23 protein-coding genes, 1 tRNA gene and 1 pseudogene are annotated in these 23269 nt (G+C 67.3%); 13 read left to right on the top strand and 12 right to left on the bottom strand.

The genetic code is table 11. The features are described from left to right. Positions 1–45: 45 nt before the first annotated feature. Positions 46–1098, top strand: a pseudogene (locus NCO8_RS23405) (RNA-guided endonuclease InsQ/TnpB family protein); the annotation flags it as partial. Between the two features lie 91 nt (positions 1099–1189). Here the strand turns inward: NCO8_RS23405 and NCO8_RS23400 are convergent. Then, positions 1190–2059 carry a nuclease gene (locus tag NCO8_RS23400; RefSeq protein ID WP_067642264.1) on the bottom strand — a complete coding sequence of 290 codons (870 nt, stop codon included), beginning with the start codon at positions 2057–2059 and terminating at the stop codon, positions 1190–1192. Between the two features lie 246 nt (positions 2060–2305). On the opposite strand from NCO8_RS23400, the gene NCO8_RS23395 reads away from it, so the two are divergent. Further along, positions 2306–2611: a hypothetical protein gene (locus tag NCO8_RS23395; RefSeq protein ID WP_067642263.1), complete on the top strand. Its 306-nt coding sequence runs from the start codon at positions 2306–2308 to the stop codon at positions 2609–2611. 8 nt (positions 2612–2619) lie between these two features. Here the strand turns inward: NCO8_RS23395 and NCO8_RS23390 are convergent, their stop codons facing one another. Beyond that, positions 2620–3264 (bottom strand): TetR/AcrR family transcriptional regulator, encoded by a 645-nt coding sequence (locus NCO8_RS23390; RefSeq protein ID WP_067486909.1) that lies wholly within the window; start codon positions 3262–3264, stop codon positions 2620–2622. A gap of 146 nt (positions 3265–3410) precedes the next feature. Between NCO8_RS23390 and NCO8_RS23385 the strand changes: the two genes are divergently transcribed. After that, a complete protein-coding gene (locus NCO8_RS23385; protein ID WP_067642262.1) occupies positions 3411–5444 on the top strand; it encodes a CocE/NonD family hydrolase in 2034 nt (677 codons plus the stop codon). On the opposite strand, the gene NCO8_RS23380 is transcribed toward NCO8_RS23385, so the two are convergent. From NCO8_RS23380 to NCO8_RS23365, 4 genes are read right to left on the bottom strand one after another with little or no spacing between them, the layout of a single operon-like run. Then, positions 5445–6062, bottom strand: a complete 618-nt coding sequence (locus NCO8_RS23380) for a UdgX family uracil-DNA binding protein (protein ID WP_067642261.1) — start codon at positions 6060–6062, stop codon at positions 5445–5447. Beyond that, complete coding sequence (locus NCO8_RS23375) at positions 6059–6838, bottom strand: DUF72 domain-containing protein (protein WP_067642260.1); 780 nt, start codon at positions 6836–6838, stop codon at positions 6059–6061. The genes NCO8_RS23380 and NCO8_RS23375 overlap by 4 nt, the downstream gene beginning before the upstream one ends. Positions 6839–6845: 7 nt before the next feature. Continuing rightward, entirely contained in the window at positions 6846–7805 is a 960-nt protein-coding gene (locus NCO8_RS23370) for a TIGR03557 family F420-dependent LLM class oxidoreductase (RefSeq protein ID WP_067642259.1), read from the bottom strand. Positions 7806–7821: 16 nt separating this feature from the next. Beyond that, positions 7822–8160 carry a plasmid stabilization protein gene (locus NCO8_RS23365; protein ID WP_067642258.1) on the bottom strand — a complete coding sequence of 113 codons (339 nt, stop codon included), beginning with the start codon at positions 8158–8160 and terminating at the stop codon, positions 7822–7824. A gap of 481 nt (positions 8161–8641) precedes the next feature. Here NCO8_RS23365 and NCO8_RS23360 point away from each other — a divergent pair, with 481 nt between their 5' ends. From NCO8_RS23360 to NCO8_RS23350, 3 genes are read left to right on the top strand one after another with little or no spacing between them, the layout of a single operon-like run. Next, positions 8642–9541: a metal-dependent hydrolase gene (locus tag NCO8_RS23360; RefSeq protein ID WP_067642257.1), complete on the top strand. Its 900-nt coding sequence runs from the start codon at positions 8642–8644 to the stop codon at positions 9539–9541. Further along, positions 9538–10632: a PDR/VanB family oxidoreductase gene (locus NCO8_RS23355; RefSeq protein WP_067642256.1), complete on the top strand. Its 1095-nt coding sequence runs from the start codon at positions 9538–9540 to the stop codon at positions 10630–10632. The genes NCO8_RS23360 and NCO8_RS23355 overlap by 4 nt, the downstream gene beginning before the upstream one ends. Before the next feature lie 41 nt (positions 10633–10673). Beyond that, positions 10674–12440, top strand: a complete 1767-nt coding sequence (locus NCO8_RS23350) for an SDR family oxidoreductase (RefSeq protein ID WP_067642255.1) — start codon at positions 10674–10676, stop codon at positions 12438–12440. Between the two features lie 3 nt (positions 12441–12443). On the opposite strand, the gene NCO8_RS23345 is transcribed toward NCO8_RS23350, so the two are convergent. Continuing rightward, positions 12444–12950 (bottom strand): UCP032817 domain-containing protein, encoded by a 507-nt coding sequence (locus NCO8_RS23345; RefSeq protein ID WP_067487148.1) that lies wholly within the window; start codon positions 12948–12950, stop codon positions 12444–12446. Between the two features lie 599 nt (positions 12951–13549). On the opposite strand from NCO8_RS23345, the gene NCO8_RS23340 reads away from it, so the two are divergent. The 3 genes from NCO8_RS23340 to NCO8_RS23330 all read left to right on the top strand — a co-directional run bounded on the left by NCO8_RS23340 (position 13550) and on the right by NCO8_RS23330 (position 15820). After that, on the top strand, positions 13550–14554 hold the full coding sequence (locus tag NCO8_RS23340) for a zinc-binding dehydrogenase (protein ID WP_067642254.1): 1005 nt from the start codon (positions 13550–13552) through the stop codon (positions 14552–14554). A 279-nt stretch (positions 14555–14833) separates the two neighbouring features. Further along, positions 14834–14907: transfer RNA gene (locus NCO8_RS23335), tRNA-Ile, on the top strand. A gap of 214 nt (positions 14908–15121) precedes the next feature. Beyond that, positions 15122–15820, top strand: coding sequence for a GNAT family N-acetyltransferase (locus tag NCO8_RS23330; protein ID WP_067642253.1), 699 nt, complete (start codon positions 15122–15124; stop codon positions 15818–15820). Here NCO8_RS23330 and NCO8_RS23325 read toward each other — a convergent pair. Together NCO8_RS23325 and NCO8_RS23320 are read right to left on the bottom strand one after the other, a co-directional pair. Beyond that, positions 15806–16135, bottom strand: a complete 330-nt coding sequence (locus NCO8_RS23325) for a hypothetical protein (protein WP_067642252.1) — start codon at positions 16133–16135, stop codon at positions 15806–15808. The two genes, NCO8_RS23330 and NCO8_RS23325, sit on opposite strands and share 15 nt — an antisense overlap. 150 nt (positions 16136–16285) lie before the next feature. Next, entirely contained in the window at positions 16286–17035 is a 750-nt protein-coding gene (locus NCO8_RS23320) for an ATP-grasp domain-containing protein (RefSeq protein WP_067642251.1), read from the bottom strand. Positions 17036–17153: 118 nt separating this feature from the next. On the opposite strand from NCO8_RS23320, the gene NCO8_RS23315 reads away from it, so the two are divergent. Next, positions 17154–18380 carry a vWA domain-containing protein gene (locus tag NCO8_RS23315; RefSeq protein ID WP_067642250.1) on the top strand — a complete coding sequence of 409 codons (1227 nt, stop codon included), beginning with the start codon at positions 17154–17156 and terminating at the stop codon, positions 18378–18380. 5 nt (positions 18381–18385) lie between these two features. On the opposite strand, the gene NCO8_RS23310 is transcribed toward NCO8_RS23315, so the two are convergent. Further along, positions 18386–18763, bottom strand: a complete 378-nt coding sequence (locus tag NCO8_RS23310; protein ID WP_067642249.1) for a MerR family transcriptional regulator — start codon at positions 18761–18763, stop codon at positions 18386–18388. Positions 18764–18828: 65 nt separating this feature from the next. Between NCO8_RS23310 and NCO8_RS23305 the strand changes: the two genes are divergently transcribed. After that, the gene (locus tag NCO8_RS23305; protein WP_067642248.1) at positions 18829–19929 is read left to right on the top strand and encodes an alkene reductase; all 1101 of its coding nucleotides are present in this window, start codon (positions 18829–18831) and stop codon (positions 19927–19929) included. A 133-nt stretch (positions 19930–20062) separates the two neighbouring features. Continuing rightward, positions 20063–20551 (top strand): FBP domain-containing protein, encoded by a 489-nt coding sequence (locus NCO8_RS23300; protein ID WP_067642247.1) that lies wholly within the window; start codon positions 20063–20065, stop codon positions 20549–20551. 163 nt (positions 20552–20714) lie between these two features. Here NCO8_RS23300 and NCO8_RS23295 read toward each other — a convergent pair whose 3' ends face one another. Beyond that, on the bottom strand, positions 20715–21005 hold the full coding sequence (locus tag NCO8_RS23295) for a hypothetical protein (protein WP_067487175.1): 291 nt from the start codon (positions 21003–21005) through the stop codon (positions 20715–20717). A 204-nt stretch (positions 21006–21209) separates the two neighbouring features. On the opposite strand from NCO8_RS23295, the gene NCO8_RS23290 reads away from it, so the two are divergent. Then, complete coding sequence (locus NCO8_RS23290) at positions 21210–21503, top strand: hypothetical protein (protein WP_067487178.1); 294 nt, start codon at positions 21210–21212, stop codon at positions 21501–21503. Here NCO8_RS23290 and NCO8_RS23285 read toward each other — a convergent pair. Then, positions 21500–23176, bottom strand: a complete 1677-nt coding sequence (locus tag NCO8_RS23285; protein WP_067642246.1) for a TerD family protein — start codon at positions 23174–23176, stop codon at positions 21500–21502. The two genes, NCO8_RS23290 and NCO8_RS23285, sit on opposite strands and share 4 nt — an antisense overlap. Positions 23177–23269: the final 93 nt, after the last annotated feature.

Below are 23269 nucleotides of genomic sequence, written 5' to 3'. Positions count from 1 at the left end.
AATCCTCACCCACTGCCAGCATGATGTCGGTAATTCTTCAACGACGGGTTGGCTGTCCGTCAGGCGGCATTCGAACAGGGCAAGCAGCGTATCTCGGACGCGGAGTTATCGAAGCGGTTGACGCTGGCGAAGAAGGATCCGGAACGTGCCTGGCTCGGTGAGGTGTCGTCGGTGGTGTTGCAGCAGGCGTTGGCCGACCTGAACACCGCCTACCGCAACTTTTTTCAGTCGGTTGCCGGAAAGCGTCGAGGTGCGCCGGTTGCGCCCCCGCGGTTTCGGTCCCGCAAGGACTCTCGGCAGTCGATCCGTTTTACGCGCAACGCGCGTTTTGCGGTGACGGCCGGTAGGAAGCTGCGGTTGCCGAAGGTCGGCGAGTTGAAGGTTGCCTGGTCGCGGGAGTTGCCGTCGGATCCGTCGTCGGTCACGGTCACCCGCGACAGCGCTGGCCGGTTCTTCGCGTCGTTCGTCATAATCACCGACGATCAGGCGTTGCCCCCGACCGAGGCCGAGGTGGGTATCGACCTGGGGTTGGCGACGTTCGCGGTGCTGTCAGATGGCACGACGATCACCAGTGCGAGGTTTCTGCGTCAGGCCGAACGCCGACTCGCCAACGCTGCGCGGAATCTTTCGCGCAAGCAGAAAGGCAGCAGCAACCGGGCCAAGGCTCGGGTCAAGGTGGCTCGCGCGCACGCGAGGGTGGCCGATGCACGCCGGGATTGGGCGCATAAGCACTCGACACGGATCATTTGCGACAACCAAGCGGTGTATGTGGAGGACTTGTGCATCAAGGGACTGGCGCGCACGCGGTTGGCCAAGTCGGTCCACGATGCCGGGTGGGGCATGTTCGTTCGCATGCTCGAGCAGAAAGCTGCCCGGTACGGGCGGGCCTTCGGCAGAGTGAATCGCTGGTTTCCCTCGACCCGGCTCTGCTCGGCGTGCGGGGTAGTTGGTGAGGCCAAGCCGCTGCATGTGCGTGAATGGACCTGCGCCTGTGGTGTCACTCACGACCGCGATCTCAACGCGGCACGAAACATCCTCGCGGCCGGACGGGCCGAGAGGCTAAACGCCTGCGGAGGGACGGTAAGTCCCGCCGCGTAAGCGGACGGCACGTCCCTGTGAAACAGGAACCCACCGACAGCGCCCAGGAGGGTGCTGGTAGGAATCTCCACCCTTCAAGATGGAGAGGACGTCAATTCTCGTCGAAAACCAGATCGGTCGGCGGGTGGGTGAGGCGAACCGTTGACCCGTCGATCACGGTGATCGCGTCCAAGCCGGTGGTGGAGTGGCCGGTGGAGATGATGAAGAAACGGTCGGCCGCCTGCGCAAGGAAGGCGGGGAAGCCGTCGAGGGAGAGGTCGCCGTCGCCGAGTTCGAGGTAGTCGGCGAGGCGGCGGAACAACTTCGGCAGCACGACGATGTCGTCGGACAGGGAACTCGGCGAGGTGATGGCGGCACCGGTCGTGGTGGCGTCGGCAGCCCACACGCCGAGCGAACCGACCGCCGCGGCCTCCGACACCGCGGTGAACTCCGCGCGCAGGGCGGGGAACAGGCTGCGATAGAACGTGGGATAGGCCAGACCGGTCGCCAGCTGATGGTGGTTGAGAGTGAGCCGGAGCAGCGCCACGTCGACGAATATCTCGGCACCGGAGCTGCCCGGTGCGGGCCCCCGCCCGGCGAACGCCACGCACCGGCCGTGCAGATCGGCGCCGCGAGTGAGGATGAAACCGGGCACCACGGCCTGGTCGGTGCTGGTCACGGTCTCGCTGTCGTTGCGGACCACGCCGGTGAAGCCGAGCCATGCCAGCAACTCGTCGGCCGCGGCGCGCGCCAGCGGCAACGGCTGATGCGTGCGGGTGCCGTGGCGGGGCGTGTAATGCGTCTCGAGGGAGTCGATGCCGTCCAGCCGCAACTGGGCGGCACCCGAGGCATTGCGTTTGACCCGGTGCGGGCCGCCGACCCGGTCCCACAGGGCCGGATCGTCGGGACGAAACCGCACCGAATCACCGTCGGGCGCAGCGCCCTTGGCAACGAAGACACCGGAGATCAGCAGAAAGGGCATCGCGGGTCCTTCGGCTCGGCTGGATCGCACAGAACGGCGCGGGCGTGGCCCAAGTCTCGACTCGCCTTGTCGAACAAGGCAATACGGCGAACGCGATGGTCGCCCGCTGTTCATCCCGGCGCTACCGGCACCCGTGCCCGGCCGGACCCGAGGCGGAGGCCATTCACTTGCTTTCCGCTCGACCGATGTAGGCGGGTGCGAGCAGACTGTTGTACGGCCCGATGCGGGTAGGTCGTGCGGTTACCCATGCCGACCACCGCCGCGCTGTCCGTGATCGCCGCCGACGCGGTGCTCTGGGCGGCCCTGACGAGACGGGTCGACCGCGCCTTCGTCCTCCAGCTCGTGGGATTCGTCCTGTTCACCGCCACAGCCGTATTCGCCCAGCACGCCGACCTCGGCGCGGCCCGAATCGCGGTCGCCGCGGGCTGGATCGCGCACGGCCTGTGGGACTACGGGCATCGTCGCGCCGACCGCACCGTCGCCCGGTCGTTCGCCGAATTCTGCGGCCTGGTGGATGTTCTCGTCGGGCTCGCCGTGCTGACGGTGCCCTGAGCCGGCCGCTAAGGGCTGAGGCGTTCCAGCACCGCGCCGACCACCAGGCACGCGCTGTCGACCACATCGCCGATCGGCTGACGGTAGTCCGACAGCACCCACTGCTGGGCGATGATGACAATCGCCCCGACCAGCCCGAGCAGCACCGTGCGCACGCTCACCGCCGGGTGGGCGTCGTGGTCGACGTGCGGGGTGAGCAGGGCGAGGCAGATGTCGACCAGCGCGTCGAGCACATCGCGGTAAGCCCGGTCGACGGCGGGACTCACGCCGAGGATCTCGAAGAAGGCGATGCGTGGCACGCGCGGGTCGTCGTGGATGAGCTGGAAGTAGGCGGCCAGCGCTACCCGGACCTGAGTCGTCACATCGGTGTCGGCCGTGCTGATGCCCGCGTGGATCGACTCGATCATCCGCGCCGCGATCTCGCGGTACACCTCGAGCAGCAAATCCTCACTGTCGCTGAAGGATTCGTAGAAGTATCGCTTCCCGACACCGGCGGCCGCGCAGATGGTGGTCACCGTGGTGTTGCGGTAGCCCTCGGTGCCGAAGGCCTCGGTGGCGGCTTCGATGAGCCGGGCACGGCGTTCCTGCTGGCGTTGCCCGGGAGCGGCGCCCCGGTACCGGCGACCGTCGGCGTCGAATCCGGGCGCAGTCACAGGGGTGATTGTGTCAGGTCGGGGTGATGACGCTGGTCGGCGGGCGGCGGAGAGCACATCGTTGCGATCGCGTGTGACACAGGCTACGTTACTTTCCGGTACGGGAACGACACGGTTCCCGATAGCGGGAGGGCTGACGTCGAGGTATGGGCAAATATCGTGGGCGACTGGCGGCGCTGATGGCGTCGGTCGTCGTATTGGCAGGTGCGGTGGCATCCGCGCCGATGGGTTCGGCCGCACCGGCCGCCGAAGGGCTCGATGCCCAATTCGTGGCAACCCATACCGGGCCCCAGCAGTACCCCAACGTTTTCATCGAGTGGGACGTCCCCATCACGATGAGCGACGGCACGGTATTGAAAGCCAACGTCTATCACCCCGCCGGTGCCGACGGTCAGCCCATCGCCGAACCCACGCCGACGATCGTCAATATGACGCCCTACACCAAGCTGGTGTCCAACATCGCGGACTCGGCGCTCGCGGTGCCCGGCCTGTCGGATCTGCTGATGCCGGTCCTGCAGAACCTCGACTTCTCGCCGTTCGGCTTCAGCAGCCTCAGCGACATGATGAAGGCGCTGCCCGGCGGCGCCGCGCGCACCTTCGGTGTCGACCGCAATCTGATCCGCGGTGGATACACCCAGGTGGTCGTCGACGTGCGTGGCACCGGGTTCTCGCAGGGCACCTGGCAGGTGTTCGGTGAACGCGAGCAGCTCGACGGTGTCGAGGTGGTGGACTGGGCGTCGAAACAGCGCTGGTCCGACGGCAAGATCGGGATGAGCGGCATCTCCTATTCGGGGATCAACCAGCTGCACACCGCTCAGCGCCAGCCCGAGGCACTGAAGGCGATCTTCCCGGTGGTGCCCGGTAGCGACCTGATCCGCGATGTCGCCGCTCCCGGTGGCGCGCTCGGTGTCGGCTTCATCCCGGCCTGGCTGCTCGCGGTCGACGGCGCCAAATTGCTGCCCGACATGGTGTCGATCCTCGCGGGCAAGTTCGACTGGGTGTGGCTGGCCGACCGGGTGCGCGACCCGTTCACCTTCTTCAATGTGCTCATCGCCGCGCTGACCACCCCGACCGTCGAACAGATCCCGCCGGAGATGTCGGCGATCCTCGACGACGATTCGGCGCTGCGCACCGCGTGGGTCGGGCAGCCGGAGAAGGTGCAGGTGCCCGCGTTCCTCTACGGCGGGTGGCACGACATCTTCACCTATTCGACCCCGCGCATCTACAACGCGCTCGATGTGCCCGCCGAGCAGAAGAAGCTCATCATGGGCAACGTGTACCACGTGACCGTGAGCTCGGGACTCGGTCAGCCGGGTGCGCCCGCACCGCTCGAGGCATTGCAGCGCGCGTGGTTCGACAAGTGGCTCAAGGGCATCGACAACGGCATCGACCGGTACGACCCGGTGACGCTGTGGCAGCAGGGCAGCGAGCAGTGGACCACCGATGTGGCGTTCCCGCGCCCCGGCATGGAGTACCGCCGGATGTATCTGGACGCCGCGCCGTCGGGGACCGCGCCCGGTGCCCGTCACGACGGCAGTCTGGTCACCGCTCCCGGTGGGGCGCAGCGTCTTTCGGTGGATCCGAGTTTGTCGACGATCTGTTCGCGTGATGCCGCACAGGGCACCGCCGGACTCGTTCCGCTGCCGGATGTGTGTGCCAAGGACGCCCGGATCAGCGAGGGCGCCGCGCTCACCTTCACCACCGCACCGGTCGACAAGCCGACGCGGATCTCCGGGGCGATCGCCGCGCACCTGAACACGGTGCTCGACACCACCGACGGGTACTGGACCGTCACCGTCAATGATGTAGCGCCGGACGGACGTTCGACGGTCTGGTCGCAGGGTCAGCTGATGGCGTCGCTGCGGGCGATCGACGAGGCGAAGTCCACCCGTTCGCCCAACGGCGACTACACCGACCCGTACCCCATCCTCACGCTGGACACGCGTCAGCCGACGGTGCCGGGTGAGCCGACGACCATCGAGATCGGCATCCGCGCCACCGACGGTGTGCTGCTGCCGGGGCACCGCCTGCGTGTCGACGTGTTCGCGGGCAACTTCCCCAGCGCGATCCCGCTGCGGCCGTTGCTGAACGAGAGCGGTCTGCGGACCCAGCACCTCGAGCTCGACCCGGCGCGGCCGAGCTGGATCAATGTGCCGATGGATGTCGATCCCGGCTGGTGATCAGGCCGGCTCGAACAGGTGGGTCAGGTCGTCGACAAACTCGGCGTAGGCCTGGGTGCGGTCGGTCGCCCGCAGTACCGAGGACGGGTGCACCGTCGCGCCGACCCGAAAATGTTCGAGTTCGACGGTGCGGCCACGCAATTCGGTGACCTTGGCCTTCGGGCCGAGCACCGATTGCGTGGCGATGGCGCCGAGGCAGATCACGAGTTCCGGTGCGATGAGGTCCAATTCGCGGGTGAGCCAGGGTGCGCAGGCGACGATCTCGGTGCGGCGGGGTTGCTGGTGGATGCGTCGTTTGCCGCGCTGCTCGAAGCGGAAGTGCTTCACCGCGTTCGTGAGGTAGAGCGTTTTCCGGTCGACGCCGATGTCGTCGAGCGCGCGGTCGAGCAGTCGTCCGGCCGGTCCGACGAACGGGTGGCCGTCGAGGTCTTCCTCGTTGCCGGGTTGTTCACCGATCAGGACGGTGCTCGCGTGCGGTGCGCCCTCGCCGAACACCGTCTGGGTGGCGTCGCGATACAGGTCGCAACCGTGGCAGGCGTCGGCGGCGGCCGCGAGGGTGGCCAGGTTGTCGGTGCTCGGTACGTACTCGGCCGCACCGGGGTATTTGGTCGTGGTCATGAGGCGGCTCGCTGGGTGGACAGGTCCGGCACGCGGGTCACCTCGGCGCCCGCGCCCTCGGCCAGGTGGGCGAAGGTGACGGCGTCGCGCACGGCCGCCCCGCCGGGGTCGTTGTTGAAGTAGACGTAGCAGTCGGCGTCGGCCGGGAAGGCGTCGAGCAGACGGTGCACCCAGCCGTTCAGGGCCTGCCTGCCGTAGTGCGGCGATGGGTTGGCGCGACCGGCGTGCAGGCGGAGATACGCCCAATCGGTGGTGCGCCACAGTGGCGTCACCGGCCGGGAATCACGATCCGCCCAGGACAGCGCCGCTCCGCGTGCACACAGGACATCGCGGATCTCGTCGGTCCACCAGGACTCGTGTCTGGGTTCCACCGCCACCCGCACCGAGGACGGGAAACAGCGAAGACAGTCGTCGAGCAGGCCCGCGTCGGCGCGCAGGGTGGGTGGCAGTTGCAACAGGATCGGGCCGAGCCGGTCACCGAGGCCCTCGGCGCGGTCGAGCAGGCGCTGCACCGGTTCCTCCGGCTCGCGCAGTCGTTTGATGTGGGTGAGGAAGCGGCTGGCCTTCACCGCGACAACGAAATCCGCGGGCGTGCGCTCGCGCCACGCGGCGAAGGTTTCCCGGCTCGGCAGCCGGTAGAAGGCGTTGTTGGACTCCACCGTCGCGAAGGCCTGCGCGAAATGCTCCAGCCAGCTTCGCATCGGCAGCCCCTGCGGATACAGCACACCGCGCCAATCACGGTATTGCCAGCCGGAGGTACCGATCCGCAGGGGCATCGCCGATTCAGCCCTCCGCGCGCAACAGCGGTTGCAGTTCGCTGCTGTAGAAATCGAGGAACGCGTCGACATCCGGGCCCGCGTTCATCAGCACCACCCGGTCAAAGCCGGCGTCGGTGGCCTTGCGGACAGCCTCGACATAGCGCTTGGGGTCGTTGCCGCAGACCATCGCCTCGAGCATGTCGTCTACTCGCACGGTGGTCGACGCGGCGGCGAAGTTCACCGGATTCGGCAACTCGCTCATCACTTTCCAGCCGCCGGTCATCCACCGATTCGTAGACAGCGCGGCCTCGGCGGCCTTGCGCTCGTCGGGATCGAAGGCGACACCGACCTCTACATAGCGTGGCCCCATGCCGCCGGAGTCCCGGTAGGTGCGCACCAGATCGGGGTCGGGTTCGGTGGCGAACAGGCCGTCGCCGAGTTCGGCGGCGATCTCGGCCGCACGTGGACCACCCGCCGCGACAGCGATCTTCGGCGGTGTGTCCGGCAGATCGAAGACCCGCGCGTCCGACAGCGACAGGTAGCGACCGTCGTAATTGCGGTATCCGCCGCGCCACAGCAGGCGGATGATCTCGAGCGCCTCACGCAACATCCGCTGCCGAACGAGCACCGGCGGAAATTCCTGGCCGACCACGTGCTCGTTGAGCCGCTCACCGGACCCGATCCCGAGGGTGAAGCGTCCGTCGGAGAGCAGCGCCGTGGTGGCGGCGGCCTGGGCGATGATCGCGGGGTGATAGCGGATGATCGGGCAGGTCACACCGGTCGCGAGCTCGAGGCTGTCGGTGCGCGCGGCGATCGCGCCGAGCACCGACCAGGCGAACGGTGAATGGCCCTGATTGTCCAGCCACGGATGGAAATGGTCGCTGATCTCGACGAAATCGAAGCCGACGGACTCGGCCCGAACGGCCTGGCGGACCAGTTCGTTCGGGTCGAAGGCCTCGGCCGCCAATTTGAATCCGATCTGCATGGCGAACCTCTCCGGGTCAGTGGCGTCCGAGGGCGTTGGCCAGTTCCTGCTTGTTCATCTTGGAGCGGCCGTCGATATTGCGGCGGCGGGCCTCTTCGTACAGTTCGTCACGCGTCTTGCCGCTGCCCTTGGCCTGCTGGCCGCCGCGACGGGAGGTGCCACTCGACTTGCCGCCGGATTTCCCGCCGGACGACGACCCACCCGACTTGGTCTCGCCGTGCTGGGCGCGGGTCTTGTTCACGGTGCGGGCGGCGATCTCCTCCGCGCGGTCCTCGCTGCGGCCCCGCTCACGCTCGGATTTCTTGATGTCCTTGTACTGACGTTCGCGTTTGTCGCTCCACGCTTGCTGCGGCATGAGTCTGCACCTCCTGGGTGGTGGGCGTTCTGGTTGCCGCCTACCCGGTGATGGGCTAGGGAAACAAGGGGCCCTCGACGTAACGATGGCGTCCACTGATGTGGGCGCCATCGTGATTCCACCTGTTGATCAGACGAAGAATTTGAAGATTTCAGTAGCTAACCACTGAAAGAAATCGATGACCATGTTGCTCACCTCCTTCACCTGTACACCTGGCCAGCTACCAGGCAGCGGCTGCGAGGTTCTATGCAGCATCGTTGCTGGTAGTACGGGCAAGCCTGGCTTATATCCGCCTATATCGAGGATACCCAGATAGCCGTTAGCAATAACTCAGCGATCGATTTTCATCTCGTATCGATACACAAATGAAGGATTTTGGTGTTACGCGGAGTACGAGATAGTTGTACGATCAGGACCAACCCGCGAGGCGCACCGTCGCGCCCCGGGCGCACAACGATCGTGCGGTGATCGAGGAGTACCGATGAAGTTACTTCGCTGGAGCGCCACCCGACCGGACATCGATCCGGGAGCGGTCGCGCTGCACGCGCGCAATGTCACCTTCGACTGGTCCGGCGTTCCCCTGCAGTGGATGCCCGCCGAACCTGTTGCGGGACACCTGATCTGCGCCCTGAACATGCTGCTGCCCGAGGGCGAGCGCATGTTCATCGCCACCTACCGCGAGGCGCTGGCCTACGTCGAGGACGAGAAGCTGCGCGAGGACATGCTCGGCTTCATCGGCCAGGAGTCCATGCACGCGGAAACCCACGCCAAGGTGCTCGTCGACATGCTCGCCGCCAACGGCGTCGACACCGCGCCGTACGAGCGGCAGATGGAATACCTGTTCCGGGTGACGCTCGGCAAGCGCGGCGAGGGTCGTGCGGGTAAGCAGATGCTGGTGGAACGGCTGGCGTTCATCGCCTGTCTCGAGCACTTCTTCGCCTGGCTCGGCAACTGGGTGCTCAATGCCGACCTGGAGAAGTTCGGCGCCGACCCGCGTATGGCCGATCTGTTCCGCTGGCACGGCGCCGAGGAGGTCGAGCACCGCAGCGTCGCCCATGATGTCGCCGAGTACTTCGGTGTCGGCTACCTGCGCCGCGGCGCGACGATGACGCTGGTCTTCCCCATCTTCCTCGCCTTGCTCCTGCGCGGCACGCGGTTCCTCGTGCATCAGGATCCGCAGCTGCCCGATCACGGGTATCCGAGGTTGCTCGCCGGTGTGTTCGGCGCGATGTGGCGTGGCGCGATCCCCGGTGTGCCGTCGCTGCTGGTGAGCGCGCTGTCGACCTTCCAGCCGGGGTACAACCCGGAAAATGTCGGGTCGACTGCCCAGGCGCTGGCCTACCTCGCCGCCTCGCCCGGCGCACGCGCGGCGGCGTCATGACCGTCCGCGACATCCCCGGTGATCTGTACGGCAAGCATCGGCACGACCCGGGGATGCGGGTGATCGACACGATCGCCACCTTCCGGCTGCGGTGGAGCGCGCTGGTGAACCGTCGCGATCCGCGCTCGCGCGTCGCCGACCACCGGCTGCCCGTGGTCGTCACCGAACGCCGGATCGAGGCACACGACCAGGACGTGGTGAGTCTGCGCCTCGAGTCGCCCGAGGGCCGCGTGCTGCCGCGCTGGCGCCCCGGTGCCCATCTGGATCTCGAGCTGCCCTCGGGCCGGTTACGGCAGTACTCGCTGTGCGGTGACCCCGCCGACGCGCACGCCTACCGGATCGCGGTGCGCCGCATTCCCGACGGCGGGGGCGGCTCGGTGGAGGTGCACGACGAACTGCCCGTGGGCAGCACGCTGATGGTGCGTGGACCACGCAACGCCTTCCCCTTCGTGGTGCCCGGGCACGGTTCGCCCGCACAACGTCTGCATTTCGTGGCCGGCGGTATCGGCATCACCCCGATCCTGCCGATGGCCCGGCTCGCCCACCGTCTCGGCGTGGAGTGGACCATGGTCTACAGCGGGCGCAGCCGGGCGACGATCCCGTTCCTCGACGAGCTCGAGGCCTTCGGCCCGCACGTGATCGTGCGCACCGACGACGAACACGGCCTGCCCGGTGCCGCCGATCTGCTGCCCGGCGTCGGACCCGGCACCGCGATCTACGCGTGCGGTCCCACCCCGATGACCTCGGCCGTCGTCGGCGCGGTGCGCGCGATGCCGCAGGTGGAACTGCATTACGAACGGTTCTCGCCGCCGCCGATCGTCGACGGCGAACCGTTCGAGATCGAACTGGCCTCCACCGGCGAAGTCCTCACCGTCCCCGCCGATCGAACGGTGCTCGACACCATCCTGACCGTCCGCCCCGACCAGCCGTACTCGTGCAGGCAGGGCTTCTGCCGCACCTGCGTGGTCCGCGTGCGCGGCGGCGAACCCGACCATCGTGAGAGCGTGCTCTCCGAGACCGACCACGCCGCAGGAGACATGCTCGCCTGCGTATCCCGTTCCCGCGGTGAGCGTTTGGTGCTCGACCTGTGAGCCCGGTTGCGCGACCTACCCCACACGAGGAGTCCGAAAGTATGACGATCGACCCGGCCAACGAGCGCGTCGTGCGCAATGGCGCCTTCGATATCGCGGTGTTCGAATACGGCGACCCCGCCGCCGAGACCCTGGTGCTGGCCCACGGCTGGCCCGACACCCATCACCTGTGGGACAAGGTGATTCCACTGCTCGCCGACCGCTTCCACGTGGTGGCCTACGACACGAGAGGCCACGGCGCCTCCACGCGAACCCAGCGCACCGCCGACTTCCGGCTCGACGAGCTCGCCCGCGACTTCTACGCGGTGATCGACGCGGTGAGCCCCGACCGTCCCGTGCACGTACTCGCCCACGACTGGGGTTCGGTGCAGGTCTGGGAGGCGGTGTGCGAACCGCAGGCCGCCGAGCGGGTCGCCTCGTTCACCTCCGTGTCGGGCCCCAATCTCGACCACCTGGCCGCCTGGGTGCGTGATCGGCTCTCGCGCCCCACCCCGCGCAATGTGTGGCAGCCGCTGACCCAGCTGGCGTCCTCGGCGTACACGTTCTTCTTCATGACACCGGGCCTCCCGCGCGTGACGTTCAACGCCATCGGCACCGAAAAGCTGTGGCAGCGTGTGGTTTCCATCATGAACGACACGCCTGCCGCGAACGTGAAGCTCGGCCCGACCTTCCGTCGCGACATGGTCGACGGGCTGCTCATCTACCGCGCGAATATCGTGCAGCGCATGCTCGAACCGCGCGAGCGCCGCACCCGGGTTCCGGTGCAGCTCATCGTCGCGGGCCGCGATGTCGCGGTGCGCCCGGCCGGCTACGACGACTCACGCAAGTGGACCGACCGGCTGTGGCGGCGCGATGTGCCCGCCGGGCACTGGATGCCCTTCTCCCATCCCGAACTGCTGGCCACCGCGACCACCGAATTGATCGACGCGCTCGGCGGGGCCGGCGTCTCGCGCGGGCTGGCGCGGGCCGAAGTTGGCCGCACCCGGCGGGAATTCGACGATCACCTCGTGGTCGTGACCGGTGCGGGCAGTGGCATCGGCCGCGAGACCGCGCTGGCCTTCGCCCGCCTCGGCGCCGAGGTGGTGCTGTCCGACATCGACGAGCTCGCCGCGAAACGTACCGCCGAACTGGTCGGCGCCGAAGGTGGTGTCGCGCATGCCTATCCGCTGGACGTGTCCGATGAGGACGCGGTGCGGGCACATGCCGACACGGTGATCGCGGCGCACGGTGTGCCCGACGTTCTGATCAACAACGCCGGTGTCGGACAGGCGGGCGGATTCCTCGACACCCCCGCCGAGGAGTTCGACCGGGTGCTGCGGATCAATCTCGGCGGCGTGGTGAACGGCTGCCGCGCCTTCGGATCGGCCATGGCCGAACGCGGACTCGGCGGACACATCGTGAACCTGTCGAGCATGGCCGCCTACAGCCCGCAACGCGATATGAGCGCGTACGCGACGAGCAAGTCGGCGGTGTTCATGTTCTCCGACTGCCTGCGCGCGGAACTGGCCGATCGCGGGATCTCCGTGTCCACCGTCTGCCCCGGCATCGTGCACACCAATATCGTTGCCACCACCCGTATCTCGGGTGTCTCGGCCGAGGTGGAAGCCGCCACCCAGCGCAAGTTCGACAAGCTCTACGAACGGCGCGGCTACACCCCGGACAAGGTGGCCGACCAGATCGTGCGTGCCGTGCGCGAGCGCCGCGACATCGTGCCGGTGACCCCGGAATCGTGGCTGCAGTACCGGGTGAACCGGATCGCCCCCGGCGCGGTGCGTTTCGCGGCGCGCCGGATGAAACTGGTCAGGTAGGGCTCACGCCCGGTGCAGTTGCCGCTCCACGGCGGCGACGTGCCGGGCGTCCACACCCCACGGGTTCTCCACACCGACCTGCCGGTCCAGGTCCCACAGCACGCACGGCTCGCCCGGTGCCGCGACCATCGACCACGCGACCACCGTTCGCCCGAGCTGTTCGAGCATCGGGCCCGCGTCGGTCGGTGTGTCCGCGGCGACGCCGTCGGGGAAGTGGTGCAGGAACCGGCCGTAGGCCCGATCGCAGAACCGGGCGTAGAGCTGGGTACACAGGATGAAACCGTGCCAGGCCTCGTCGACCGCGTGCGAGGGCATACCGATCACCTGATCGTCGCGCAGCGCGGCCCCACAACACCGCAACCATTGGCGCAGACCGGTTTCCACCAGATCGCGCGGCTGCCAAGGGCAGGTCTTGAAGATCGCGTCCGGGAAATCGAGGTCGGCGACGGTGCGATCGACCGTCGCCAGATCGACCGGTCGCCGACGAAGTCCGGGGATCGTGATGGCCATGCTTCACTGTAAAGCCCCTGGGCGTAAGGCTGCCGGGAACATTCCGGCGGGTTAGCCTGCACGTATGACCGTCCTGATCGTCCTGCTCTTCCTCGCCGCCGGCATCGGGCTGATGGTGACGACGGTGGTCGTGCTCGTGCGGAAGCTGAGCCCGCCCCGGATCGACCCCCACGACCCGCGCTGGGTCGCCGGGGCGGCCGGTGCGACGGGGTTCTTCGATGGGACGCCTGGTCAGACGTGGACGAACAGTGGGTCGGGGTGTTCGGCCGGCTGGTCCGGGGATGTGGGTTCCGGGGGTAGCGGCTGCGGCGGTGGCAGCAGCAGCGGATGCAGTGGGGGAAGTAGCAGTAGCTGCAGTGGCGGAAGCAGTAGCAGCTGCGGTGGCGGTAGTAGTAGCAGTTGTGGCGGTGGGAGCAGCAGTAGTTGTGGCGGCGGAAGTTAGTGTCGGGTGGTGCGCAGGCGTCCGCGGGGTCGAGCGCCGGCTGTCGTCCGGTGCGGGTCGAAAGTGCGATATGTGACAGCGGTCTCAGCACCTTGACCTGAACTCCGCTTCAGGTTCGAAGCTTGTGGTGTCCCGGTGAACACCACAAGGAGTCACGATGCGAGCAGTGCAGGTCAAGGAATTCGGCGGAGTCGACGTGCTCGAGGTGCGCGAATTGTCCGCGCCGCAGCCCGGTCCGGGTGAGGTGCTCATCGATGTCGACGTGGCCGACGTGATGTTCCTCGACACCCGGCTGCGGGCGGGCTGGGGACAGGACTTCTTCCCGTTGAGCCTGCCGTACATTCCCGGCGGCGCGATCGGCGGTGTGGTGCGTGCGGTCGGCGCGGAGGTCGATCCCGCGTGGGTCGGCAAGCGCGTCGTCACTCAGACGGCGGCCAGCGGCATCGGCGGCGGCCTGCCCATCGGCGGGTACGCCGAGCAGGCGCTCGCACGGGCGGCCACGCTGGTGGAGATCGTCGACGGGCTCAGCACCGTGCAGGCGGTCGCGCTGGCCCACGACGGCCGCACCTCGCTGGCAGTCTTCGATCATGCAGGGGTGCAACCGGATTCATGGGTACTCATCACCGCCGCTGCCGGTGGGCTCGGCACGCTGCTCACCCAGTTGTCCGTCGCGGCCGGTGCGAAGGTCGTCGCGGCCGCCCGTGGAACCGAAAAGCTGGCTCTCGCACAGCGACTGGGTGCCACCGCTGTTGTCGACTATTCCTCCGACGGCTGGGCGGAGCGGGTTCGCGAGATCACCGGCGGGGGAGCGGCGGTGGTCTTCGACGGTGCCGGCGGTGAGATCGGTGGTCGCGCGCTGACCGCGACCGCCGACGGCGGCTTGTTCCTCGGATACGGCTCGGCCGCAGGCGACTTCGCCAACGGCGACACAGCGGCGGCGAGTGTGCGTCACGTCACGATTCGCGGCCTGTTCGACATCGTCGGCGGCGAAATCGACTGGCAGTCCATCGCCCGCCGCGCACAGTCGGCAGTGGCCGCCGGTGAGCTGGAAGTGGTGGTTGGCCAGGCATTTCCGATCGAGGAGGTGCGCCGGGCACACGCCGTGATCGAGGACCGTTCCGCCCTCGGACGTACCGTATTGACGATCGGCGCGACAGTGTAACTTACCCTGCAGCACAACGGAATACACGTTAAGTTCAATATGTGCAGGGAATAATTGTCGCCGGGGTGACAGTCGCGGTCTTGTTGTTGGTAATCGGAGTCATCAAACTCGCCAGCAGCCCAGGGGGAAGTGTCAAGCAGCGCGACCGTCTGGACCGCGCACGTACCGAACGGGAGAAGGCGAACCGGTCCTGACCGGACCGGTCCGCCACCCCCGCACGAGTGGTCAATCTCGCAACCCACCGGGTACCATGCGACTCGCCCGCGGAGACCGCGGTCAGGGGCGGTAGCTCAGTCGGTTAGAGCCGCGGACTCATAATCCGCTGGTCGTGGGTTCGAGCCCCACCCGCCCCACATTCAGCCCTTCACCAGCGGTTATGTCGCCTGGAACACCTATTGCGCCGACCTGTGTCGGCTGGGATCTGCACGGTCGGACCTCATCGAATATCGTTCGCGCATGTCTTCCCGGTGGCGAGTCGCGTATGTCAGAGCGGCCGTTCAGCAAGCGCCCTGGCATTCCGTCGCTCTCGGGCTGGCGAGTTGGATCGTCGTAGTCGGAGCGCCGGCGGTGTTCGTCGGGATCGTGTTGACGATCGAATCCGGCGCCTCCGCAAAGGGATTCGTTACCGCCCTTTGGGTGGTGCTCGTGGTGGGCGTCCTGCTTGTCGCGGGCGGGTTGTGGGCGTGGCGGGTCAGCGGGCTCGTCGACAAGGAAGTCAGGGGGCGCTACCACGGGCTGCGGGACGTCGAGTCCGAGCGGCTGCTGGTACGCCGACCGGTACCGCAGGACGCGGTTTCGCTCGCCGCCGCGATCGATGCGGAGATGCTCGCCGGGAACGGGTGGACCGAACGCGAGGCTCGGACAATGGTGAAGGCTGTCCGGTCGGGTTACCCGGTTCCCGGGCTGCTTGTCTTCGAGGCGCGGTCGGACGGTGCCCTCGTCGGTGGCGCGACGGTGCATCCGGGTGCCACAGACCCGTCGTCGCGAACCCTCGGCTGGTGGATCGGACCACGACACCGGCGCGCGGGCTACGCGAGCGAAGCGGTCGCCGCGCTGGTCGAGGCGATCCACGACGCCGGTTTCGCAACCGTCGAGATCGGTACCTCCGAGTCGAATCTCGCGGTGCGTCGAATCTGCGACAAGATCGGCGCGACGGAAAAGGACCGGCGAGCACAACGGTTGCCGAACGGATCGCTCGTCCCGTCGATCTGGTACGAGCACCGACAGGTGGCAACGGACGAGCCGTCTGTGTCACCGGCCGGATGACACACCCTCGCCCGTGACGGGATCGACGCCGTCGATGGCCCGCGTCAGACGTTGCGCCGCCTCACCGGGATCGTGCACCGCCAACGCCTGGTTGACGATCAGCCAGTCCGCGATGTCCTCACCCGAGACGTACTTGCGGAAGCAGTTGTAGATGGCGTAGTAAGCGAACTCGACCGGATCGGGGAAGGCCAAATCGTCGGCTTGCAACGCGGCAATGGGCTCGAGGTAGCGACTGCCGATATTCGCGAGGTCCACACCGGCCCGAGCCGCCTTGAAGGCTTCGATCGGAAGTTCGACGTCTACGTGGTGGCGCATCCCGACCACCGAGTCGCGATAGCGAAGCGCGGCAGGGTTTCCCTGAACATAACCGGTCCACGTCGTGAGGACATCGGCACACAGCGACAGATGAACCTGTCGCCGGTGAGCAGCCCCTAGCCGGAGGAAGCGTTCATTCGGGGTCATGATTCAGCTCCGCGCCATCGCCAGCAGCTCTTGCCACCGTGTCATCAGCAGTTCGGTGTAATGATCCGCCGCGATCCGATAGGCCCCGAGGGCATAGCCGTCGTTGACTTCGACAAGTGCGGTGTCCCCGTTCGCGAGCACGCCGAAGTCGATGGCGTAGGCGCTGGGCGCAGTGCCGCTGCGGTGGTAGATGTCGACGGCCGCATGCACGACATTCATATCGAGCTGAGCGGAATCATCGCCTGCATAGTGGTCTGTCGCGACGACCTGGCCGCCGATGACATACACCCGGAATTCGCTGACCCAGGTGACGACCTCCGAGCACCGGACACGCTGATGCCTGCTCGCTCCACCCCACGCGCCGAAGTCGTGTTCCGAATAGCAGACCGTGCCCGTGAAGCTCTTGCGGCGGTCCGCAGGTTTGACGAAAACCGGTGCTGCGGAGGAGCTTTCCATCGTGCGTTCGACCTGACCCAATGTCGAAGTCCAGACCTTTCGACCGAGGAAACTCCCCAGCACCTCGGGATAGTCGTCGGGCAGCGGTATCGGGATGCCCAGCTGGCGCATCGCCCCGTGCATCGCGGGCATGTCACCGGCGACGAAGGTCTCGAGGCCGAGCGGCAGTTGTCTGCGGTGGATGCGTTTGATGCTGTAGTGGCGGATCGGGATTCCGAGTTTCCCCAGGCCTTCGGTGAGTAGTCGTTCTTCGTGGCGCATAGGTCCGGAACCGGCGTATGCGACGGTGAAATCCACCCTGCGCCTCCCGATCTCGAGGTCGAATGCTCATCCTACGTGCGCTCGCTGACCTCGTCCGCGGTTGACGGGTTTGGCCTAGGGTGTGGGGCATCGGGTGCGAGATGAGGGGCGTGCGATGGCTGCTGTGCTGGTGAAGGGGCAGAACCTGGGGCTGGCGGCGGGGGAGGTGGTGCTGTCGGTGCGCGGTGGTGTGGCGGCGGATCTTTCGGCGCTGCTGGTCACCGAGGTGGGCAAGGTTCGAACGGATGCCGATTTCGTGTTCTTCAATCAACCGGGGGCACAAGGGGTCCGTTTGGACGGGGCGGCGCTCCATGTCACGCCGGACCAGGTGCCGGGTGAGATCGCGCAGATCCGGGCGGTGATCACCGCCGACGGGCAGACCTTCGGGAGTGGACCGGCGCCGGTCGCGGTCGTGGCCGATGCCGCGGGAAACACCGTGTGCGAGTACCTGATCGAGGGCTTGGATCGAGAGACCGTGGTGATCGCGCTCGAACTGTATCGCCGGGGTGAGCAGTGGAAGGTGCGCGCGGTCGGGCAGGGGTATGCCGGCGGGTTCGCCGATCTGGTCACCGATCACGGGGTGAGTGTCGACGACGAACCGGAAGTCGTCGCGGCACCGAGGACGGTGCCCGGCGAGCACGCGCTGTCGTTCGAGAAGCGGCAGCAGCTGGATATGCGTAAGCAGGCAGTCGCCAAGATCCTCATCGACAAGAGCGCGTTCGGCACGCGGGCGCGGGTCGTGCTGGTGATCGACAAGACCGGCAGCATGCAGAAGATGTATCGCGCCGGTACCGTGCACCGGGTGGTGGAGCGCATGATCCCGGTCGCTACCCAGCTCGACGACGACGGCACCCTCGAGGCCTACCTCTACGCCCTGTCCTACGCGAAACTCCCGGACATCACCGTGGCCGACGCCGAGCGCTGGACGCAGACCTATCTGCACCTGAACGGCACCCACGACGGTATCGACTACGGCAGCCTCGGCGGACGCAACGACGAACTGCCGATCATGCGCGCGGTGATCGACACCCTGCACGGCAGCACCCGGCCCACGCTCGTCCTGTTCTTCACCGACGGCGGCTTCGCCAAGAAACGCGAAATCGCCGCGCTCATGCGCGAGGCCGCCCACCTGCCCGCGTTCTGGCAGTTCATCGGCCTCGGCCCCGCCAACTTCGGTGTGCTGCGCACCCTGGACGAACTCGACGGCCGGGTGGTCGACAACGCGGGCTTCTTCGCCGTCCCCGACATCGACCAGCTCGACGACGCCGAACTCTACCGACGCCTGCTCAGCGAGTTCCCCGACTGGCTGCGCGCCGCCCGGGCGGCCGGAATCGTCCGGTAGCGGGGCTATTCCGCGGCGACGGGAATGTCTTCCGAGGCTCGTGCGATGACGTCGTCGAGGACATCCCTGGAGCGGATCAGGTCGGCGATCGTGCGGTCGATCCTGGCTCGTTCGGTGCAGAGTTCATCGATGAGTTCGGGCGTGGCGTTCTCGTTGGCCCGGCCGTCGGCGTCGCGGATGCAGCACAGGATCTGGCCGATCTTCTTGCTGGACAGTCCGGCCGCGTACAGCTCCTGGATGTGGATCACCCGGTCCACGGCGAGATCGGGGTAGTCACGGTGGCCGCCGGGGGTACGGCCAGAGGCAAGCAAACCCTGCTCCTCGTAGTAGCGAAGTGACCGTTCGCTGACGCCGGTCCGCGCCGCGAGCTCCCCGATTCGCATGCGCCACCAGGCCTTTCACGCATCGACTTGAACTTCACACCAATGTCAAGTTTTACCGTATCCGCATGACGAAGAATGCGGTACCCAGCCTTTTCGATGCGGCCGTTGTCGGTGCTCTCCAACTCCCCAACCGGCTCGTGATGGCGCCGATGACGCGCAACCGGGCGGCCGAGGACGGTAGCCCGACCGAACTGATGGCGACCTACTACGCCCAGCGCGCCGACGCCGGTCTGATCATCGCCGAGGCGGCCAGCCCCAACCAGGTGGGCATCACATTCGCGGGCATCCCCGGCATCTACACCGATGCCCACATCGCCGGCTGGCGCGGGATCACCGAGGCGATCCACGCGGCGGGCGGGCGGACCTTCCTGCAGGTGCAGCACGGTGGTCGCGTCGGGCATCCGGACAACAGCGGTGCCGTCCCGGTCGCCCCTTCACCGGTTCGGCTCTCGACGCCGATCCGCACCGCGGCAGGCTCGAAGGACGCGGTGATTCCCCGGGAGCTGAGCGTCGACGACATCCACGGCACCGTTCAGGATTTCGCGCAGGCGGCCCGCAACGCGATCGCGGCCGGGTTCGACGGCGTGGAGGTGCACAGCGCCAACGGCATGCTGCTGCACCAGTTCCTGTCCGACAACACCAACCAGCGCACCGACGAATACGGCGGCACCGTCGATAACCGCATCCGGTTCACCGTGGAGGTGGTCGAGGCCGTGGCCGCGGCGATCGGACCGGAGCGGGTCGGGGTGCGCATCGCACCCGGCGTCGGCGCCAACGACATCGTCGAATCCGACACCGAGGAGCTGTACACCGCGCTGGTCGCCGCACTCGGCGGTCGCGGTCTTGCCTACCTGCACGTGGTGTTCGCCGACCCGGGAACCCCGGTGTTCGAGCGGATCCGGGCGGGCTGGGACGGCGTGCTGATCGCCAACCCGGTGCTCGGCTGGGGTTCGCCGTTGCCTGGCGACGGTGGCAGGTCCGCGGCCGAGGAACTACTCGCCGCGGGTGCCGACCTGGTCTCGCTCGGCCGGTCGTTCCTGGCCAATCCCGACCTCGTCGCCAGGTTGCGCGACGGCGCGCCGATCAACCAGTTCCGTGAGGACTACTTCTACGGTGGCGATGCGACCGGCTACACCGACTACCCGGTCCTCGAATCCGTGGCGTGACCGGCCGGATGCCCCGGCGGCCGGATCGCCGCCGGGGCATGGAGGCCGTGTGAGCTGGAGAAACTCGGTTGTCAGCGGGTGGGCAACTCGTTAGCGTGGCTACGTTTTGTGTTCGACTACCGAGAGGAATGCGATGGAACCCATCACCGAACGCGAGATCAGAGCGTCGTTCGTCAACTGTTCGAAAGGCGACGCCAAACGTCTCAATGTTCCCCGTGACCTGGCCGAACGTCCGTGGGAGAATCTCGACTTCCTCGGCTGGACCGACCCCTCCTACGCGGGGCGCTGCTACATCGCCGTGCCGCGTGACGGCAAGCTGGTGAGCATCGCGCTGCGCCACGAGACGGGTGGTTCGGGCAAGACGCAGATGTGTGCGCTGTGCCTCACCAGCCACACCGGCGGCGGGGTCTCGCTGATGACGGCGAACAAGGCCGGGGAATCGGGGCGGCGCGGAAACACGATCGGCAGCTACATGTGCACCGATCTCGCGTGCTCGCTGTACGCCCGTAACAAGAAGAAGCCCTCGATGGGCAGCCGATACCGCGAGGATCTGACCGTGGAGCAGAAGGCCGAGCGCGTGGTGGAGAACCTCTACGCGTTCATCGACAAGCTCTACACCTAGCGAACCCGCCCGGCTGACAGAAAGGAGGTTGCTGCCATGTGCCGACACAGTAGAGCCCAGCTGAAGCGACCCGGGTCCTGTTGAACCACAACAGAACCCGGGTCGGGAGTCCTTGCCGGTCGAGGCGGCCCGGTTCATCCGGACCGGCCCGAGCGGACAGGAATCAGATCATGGCGTTCATGATGGTGCCGCCGCTGGTGGCGACCACGCCGCCGATCATCGCGCCCGCGACCATCCGCGGCGACTGCATCGCACCGCCGGTCCACTTCTCCCAGGCGAACTTGCCACCCGCATAGGTGATGGCGATGATGCCCGACAGCAGCACGAACCACGTGAAGTAACGCACCATCTGCAAGAGCTTCTCCGACAGCGGCGGCGCTTCGGGTGTCGGATTGCCGATCTGGGCCAAGGTATCGGTGAAGACCAAGGTATCGGCGACAGCGGCCAGAATCATGTTTGCTCACTCGGTAACTCGGGGGAACGGCGATGAACTGCTGTGGCCGATGGTATCCCGTCCGGCGCGGCGTCGCAGCCACCCCCTCGACAGAACCGATCGGTTTTGTTGGTGCGCTGGGGGTTCGCGGCCGTATCCTGGAACTCGTCCGAATACGGCAGCGCTGGAACGTAGTTCGCTATACGCGGAAAAGGGGAGCAGGCTATGAGCATCATTCTGACGTCGATGGCCGACACCGTCACGACGTTTGCGCAGGTCGGCAACCCTACGCCGGAGGCGCCGCCGCTCTCGGACAAGATCATGCAGATGGTCCAGTACCTCACCTGGTTCATGATTCTGTCGGGCATTCTGGCCATCACCGTCGCGGGCGGAAAGTTTGCCTGGGAGAAGTGGAACGGCAGCTCCATGGAATCGCCCAAGATGATCGCGGGCGCCATGATCGGCGGTGTGGTCGCCACCAGCGGTGGCACCATCATGAACGCGGTTCTCGGCAGCTAGATCCGCGCGCCCTTGGCCCGGTTGCAGGCCCGGCACAGGATCTGCAGGTTCGACGCGCTCGTCGCGCCGCCCCGGCTGAGCGGGATGATGTGGTCGAACTCCAGGTAGTGCCGGTCGCCGCACTCCACGCACGCGCCACCGTCGCGCTGCCACACCAGGGCCTTCACGTCCTGGGGAATGCTGCGGCTGTCGCGCTGGCCGGGTGTGAGGACCAGGCGTTTGGCCACGCGCAGCGCGCCTTCGAGCGCCGCCGCCACATAGTCCGGGTCGGCCACACCGAAGGTCGCGCCGCCGCGTGCGGAGGTCGCGGCCACCACGACGGTGCCGTGTTCGGGATGCACCGAAACCACCCGGGACCAGGGCAGTTCCACACCGGTGCCGTCGCCGACGAAGCGCAGTTTCTTGGAGCTGCCGATCAGCCTGCCCTCGGAGTGGCGTGGACCGCGCGCCAGCATCCGGATGTGCACGGCGGGCAGGTCGAGGTGGACGCGTTCGTCCGGGTCCAGGTGCAGACCGCGGGTGTCGACGGCGGGCAGCTCGCCTGCGCGCAGCCGTGACAGGGTGCGGCCCCGGTGCATTCGCCTGCGCAGATCGTCGACGATGGGGCCGCCCAGGTCGAGTTCACCGACGACGTGCTCGAACGCGTCGAGTTCATCGGCGAACACCTCACCGTCGGCGAACGCGAACGCGACCATCCGCTCCACCTGGGTGAGGCCGTCCTCGCGCAGAAACGCTCTGCCCTGTTCCTCGTCGATGCGCTGGAACCGCAGTGACGCCCACACCTGCGTCCACTCCGGTGATCGGGTGCCGGGGCCGGTGAGGACCCGCACGGCTCGGTTGCGCCAATGGGTGAGGAACTCGTCGATCTCGGCCGCACACGCCTTGCACGGAGCGTGACCGCCGAACAGCTTGCGGCGCAAGGTATTACCGCAGCGTGCGCAGTGGCCTCGGGTCGGCGGGAGGAATGGGCGAACGCTCGATGTCCATTCGTCGCCGTCCCACCAGCGCAGGCGGTCGGGCGCGTCCGGGTCGGGATGCCAGTCGGCCAGGTCGGGGTCTGCCGGTGGTGGCGGCGGGGTATCGATGACACGGCGGGTCAGGGCGGGCGCGCCGGACGGCTCTGCACCGGTCCGGCCGGTGCGCGGTTCCTCGGCCCTGCCCACGGCGGCCGGTTCGTCGACCGTGACACCGAATTCGACGGCCAGCCCCCGCAGCCCGCCTGCCCAGCCCTGGCCGATCGCGCGGAAACGCCAGCCACCGTCGCGCCGGTAGAACTCGCCGAACATCATCGCCTGCACGTCCTCGATGCTGTCGACAGCGAAGCGGGCGATCGGACCGTCGGCGGCGTGGACGGTGAGGGTGAGGTCGTCGAGGCGGTCGAAGGTGGTGTCGTCCACTGATGCCGTGACGACGATGCGGGCGATATCGGCCTCGGTGCGGGGCAGGGAGATGCTCAGCCGAGCCGTACCCGGTTCGGGTTCCTGGTCGAGGGTGACCGCCTGCGAGGCGTGGCGAGGGGCGTTGAAGAAGACGAAATCGCGATCGGTGCGGACCAGCCCGGATTCGGTGACCAGGAGTGCGTGGGCGTCGACAGCCTGCGCCCCCCGCCATGAAACAACCACGGCGAGAAGCGATGTCGGTACCGGCGAATTCGCGCCCTTGCGTAGTTCCATGGTTCTCGCATGATGCCACGGAGGTCCGACACGGTTTGCCGGAGCGCCGCCCCGGCCATCCCGGTGGGTGTGAGCCATCTCGCAGGACCGGGC

Origin of the sequence: Nocardia coubleae NBRC 108252 (assembly GCF_001612805.1) — a bacterium.
GTDB classification, from domain to species: domain Bacteria; phylum Actinomycetota; class Actinomycetes; order Mycobacteriales; family Mycobacteriaceae; genus Nocardia; species Nocardia coubleae.
This window is presented reverse-complemented; position numbering and strand designations above follow the sequence as displayed.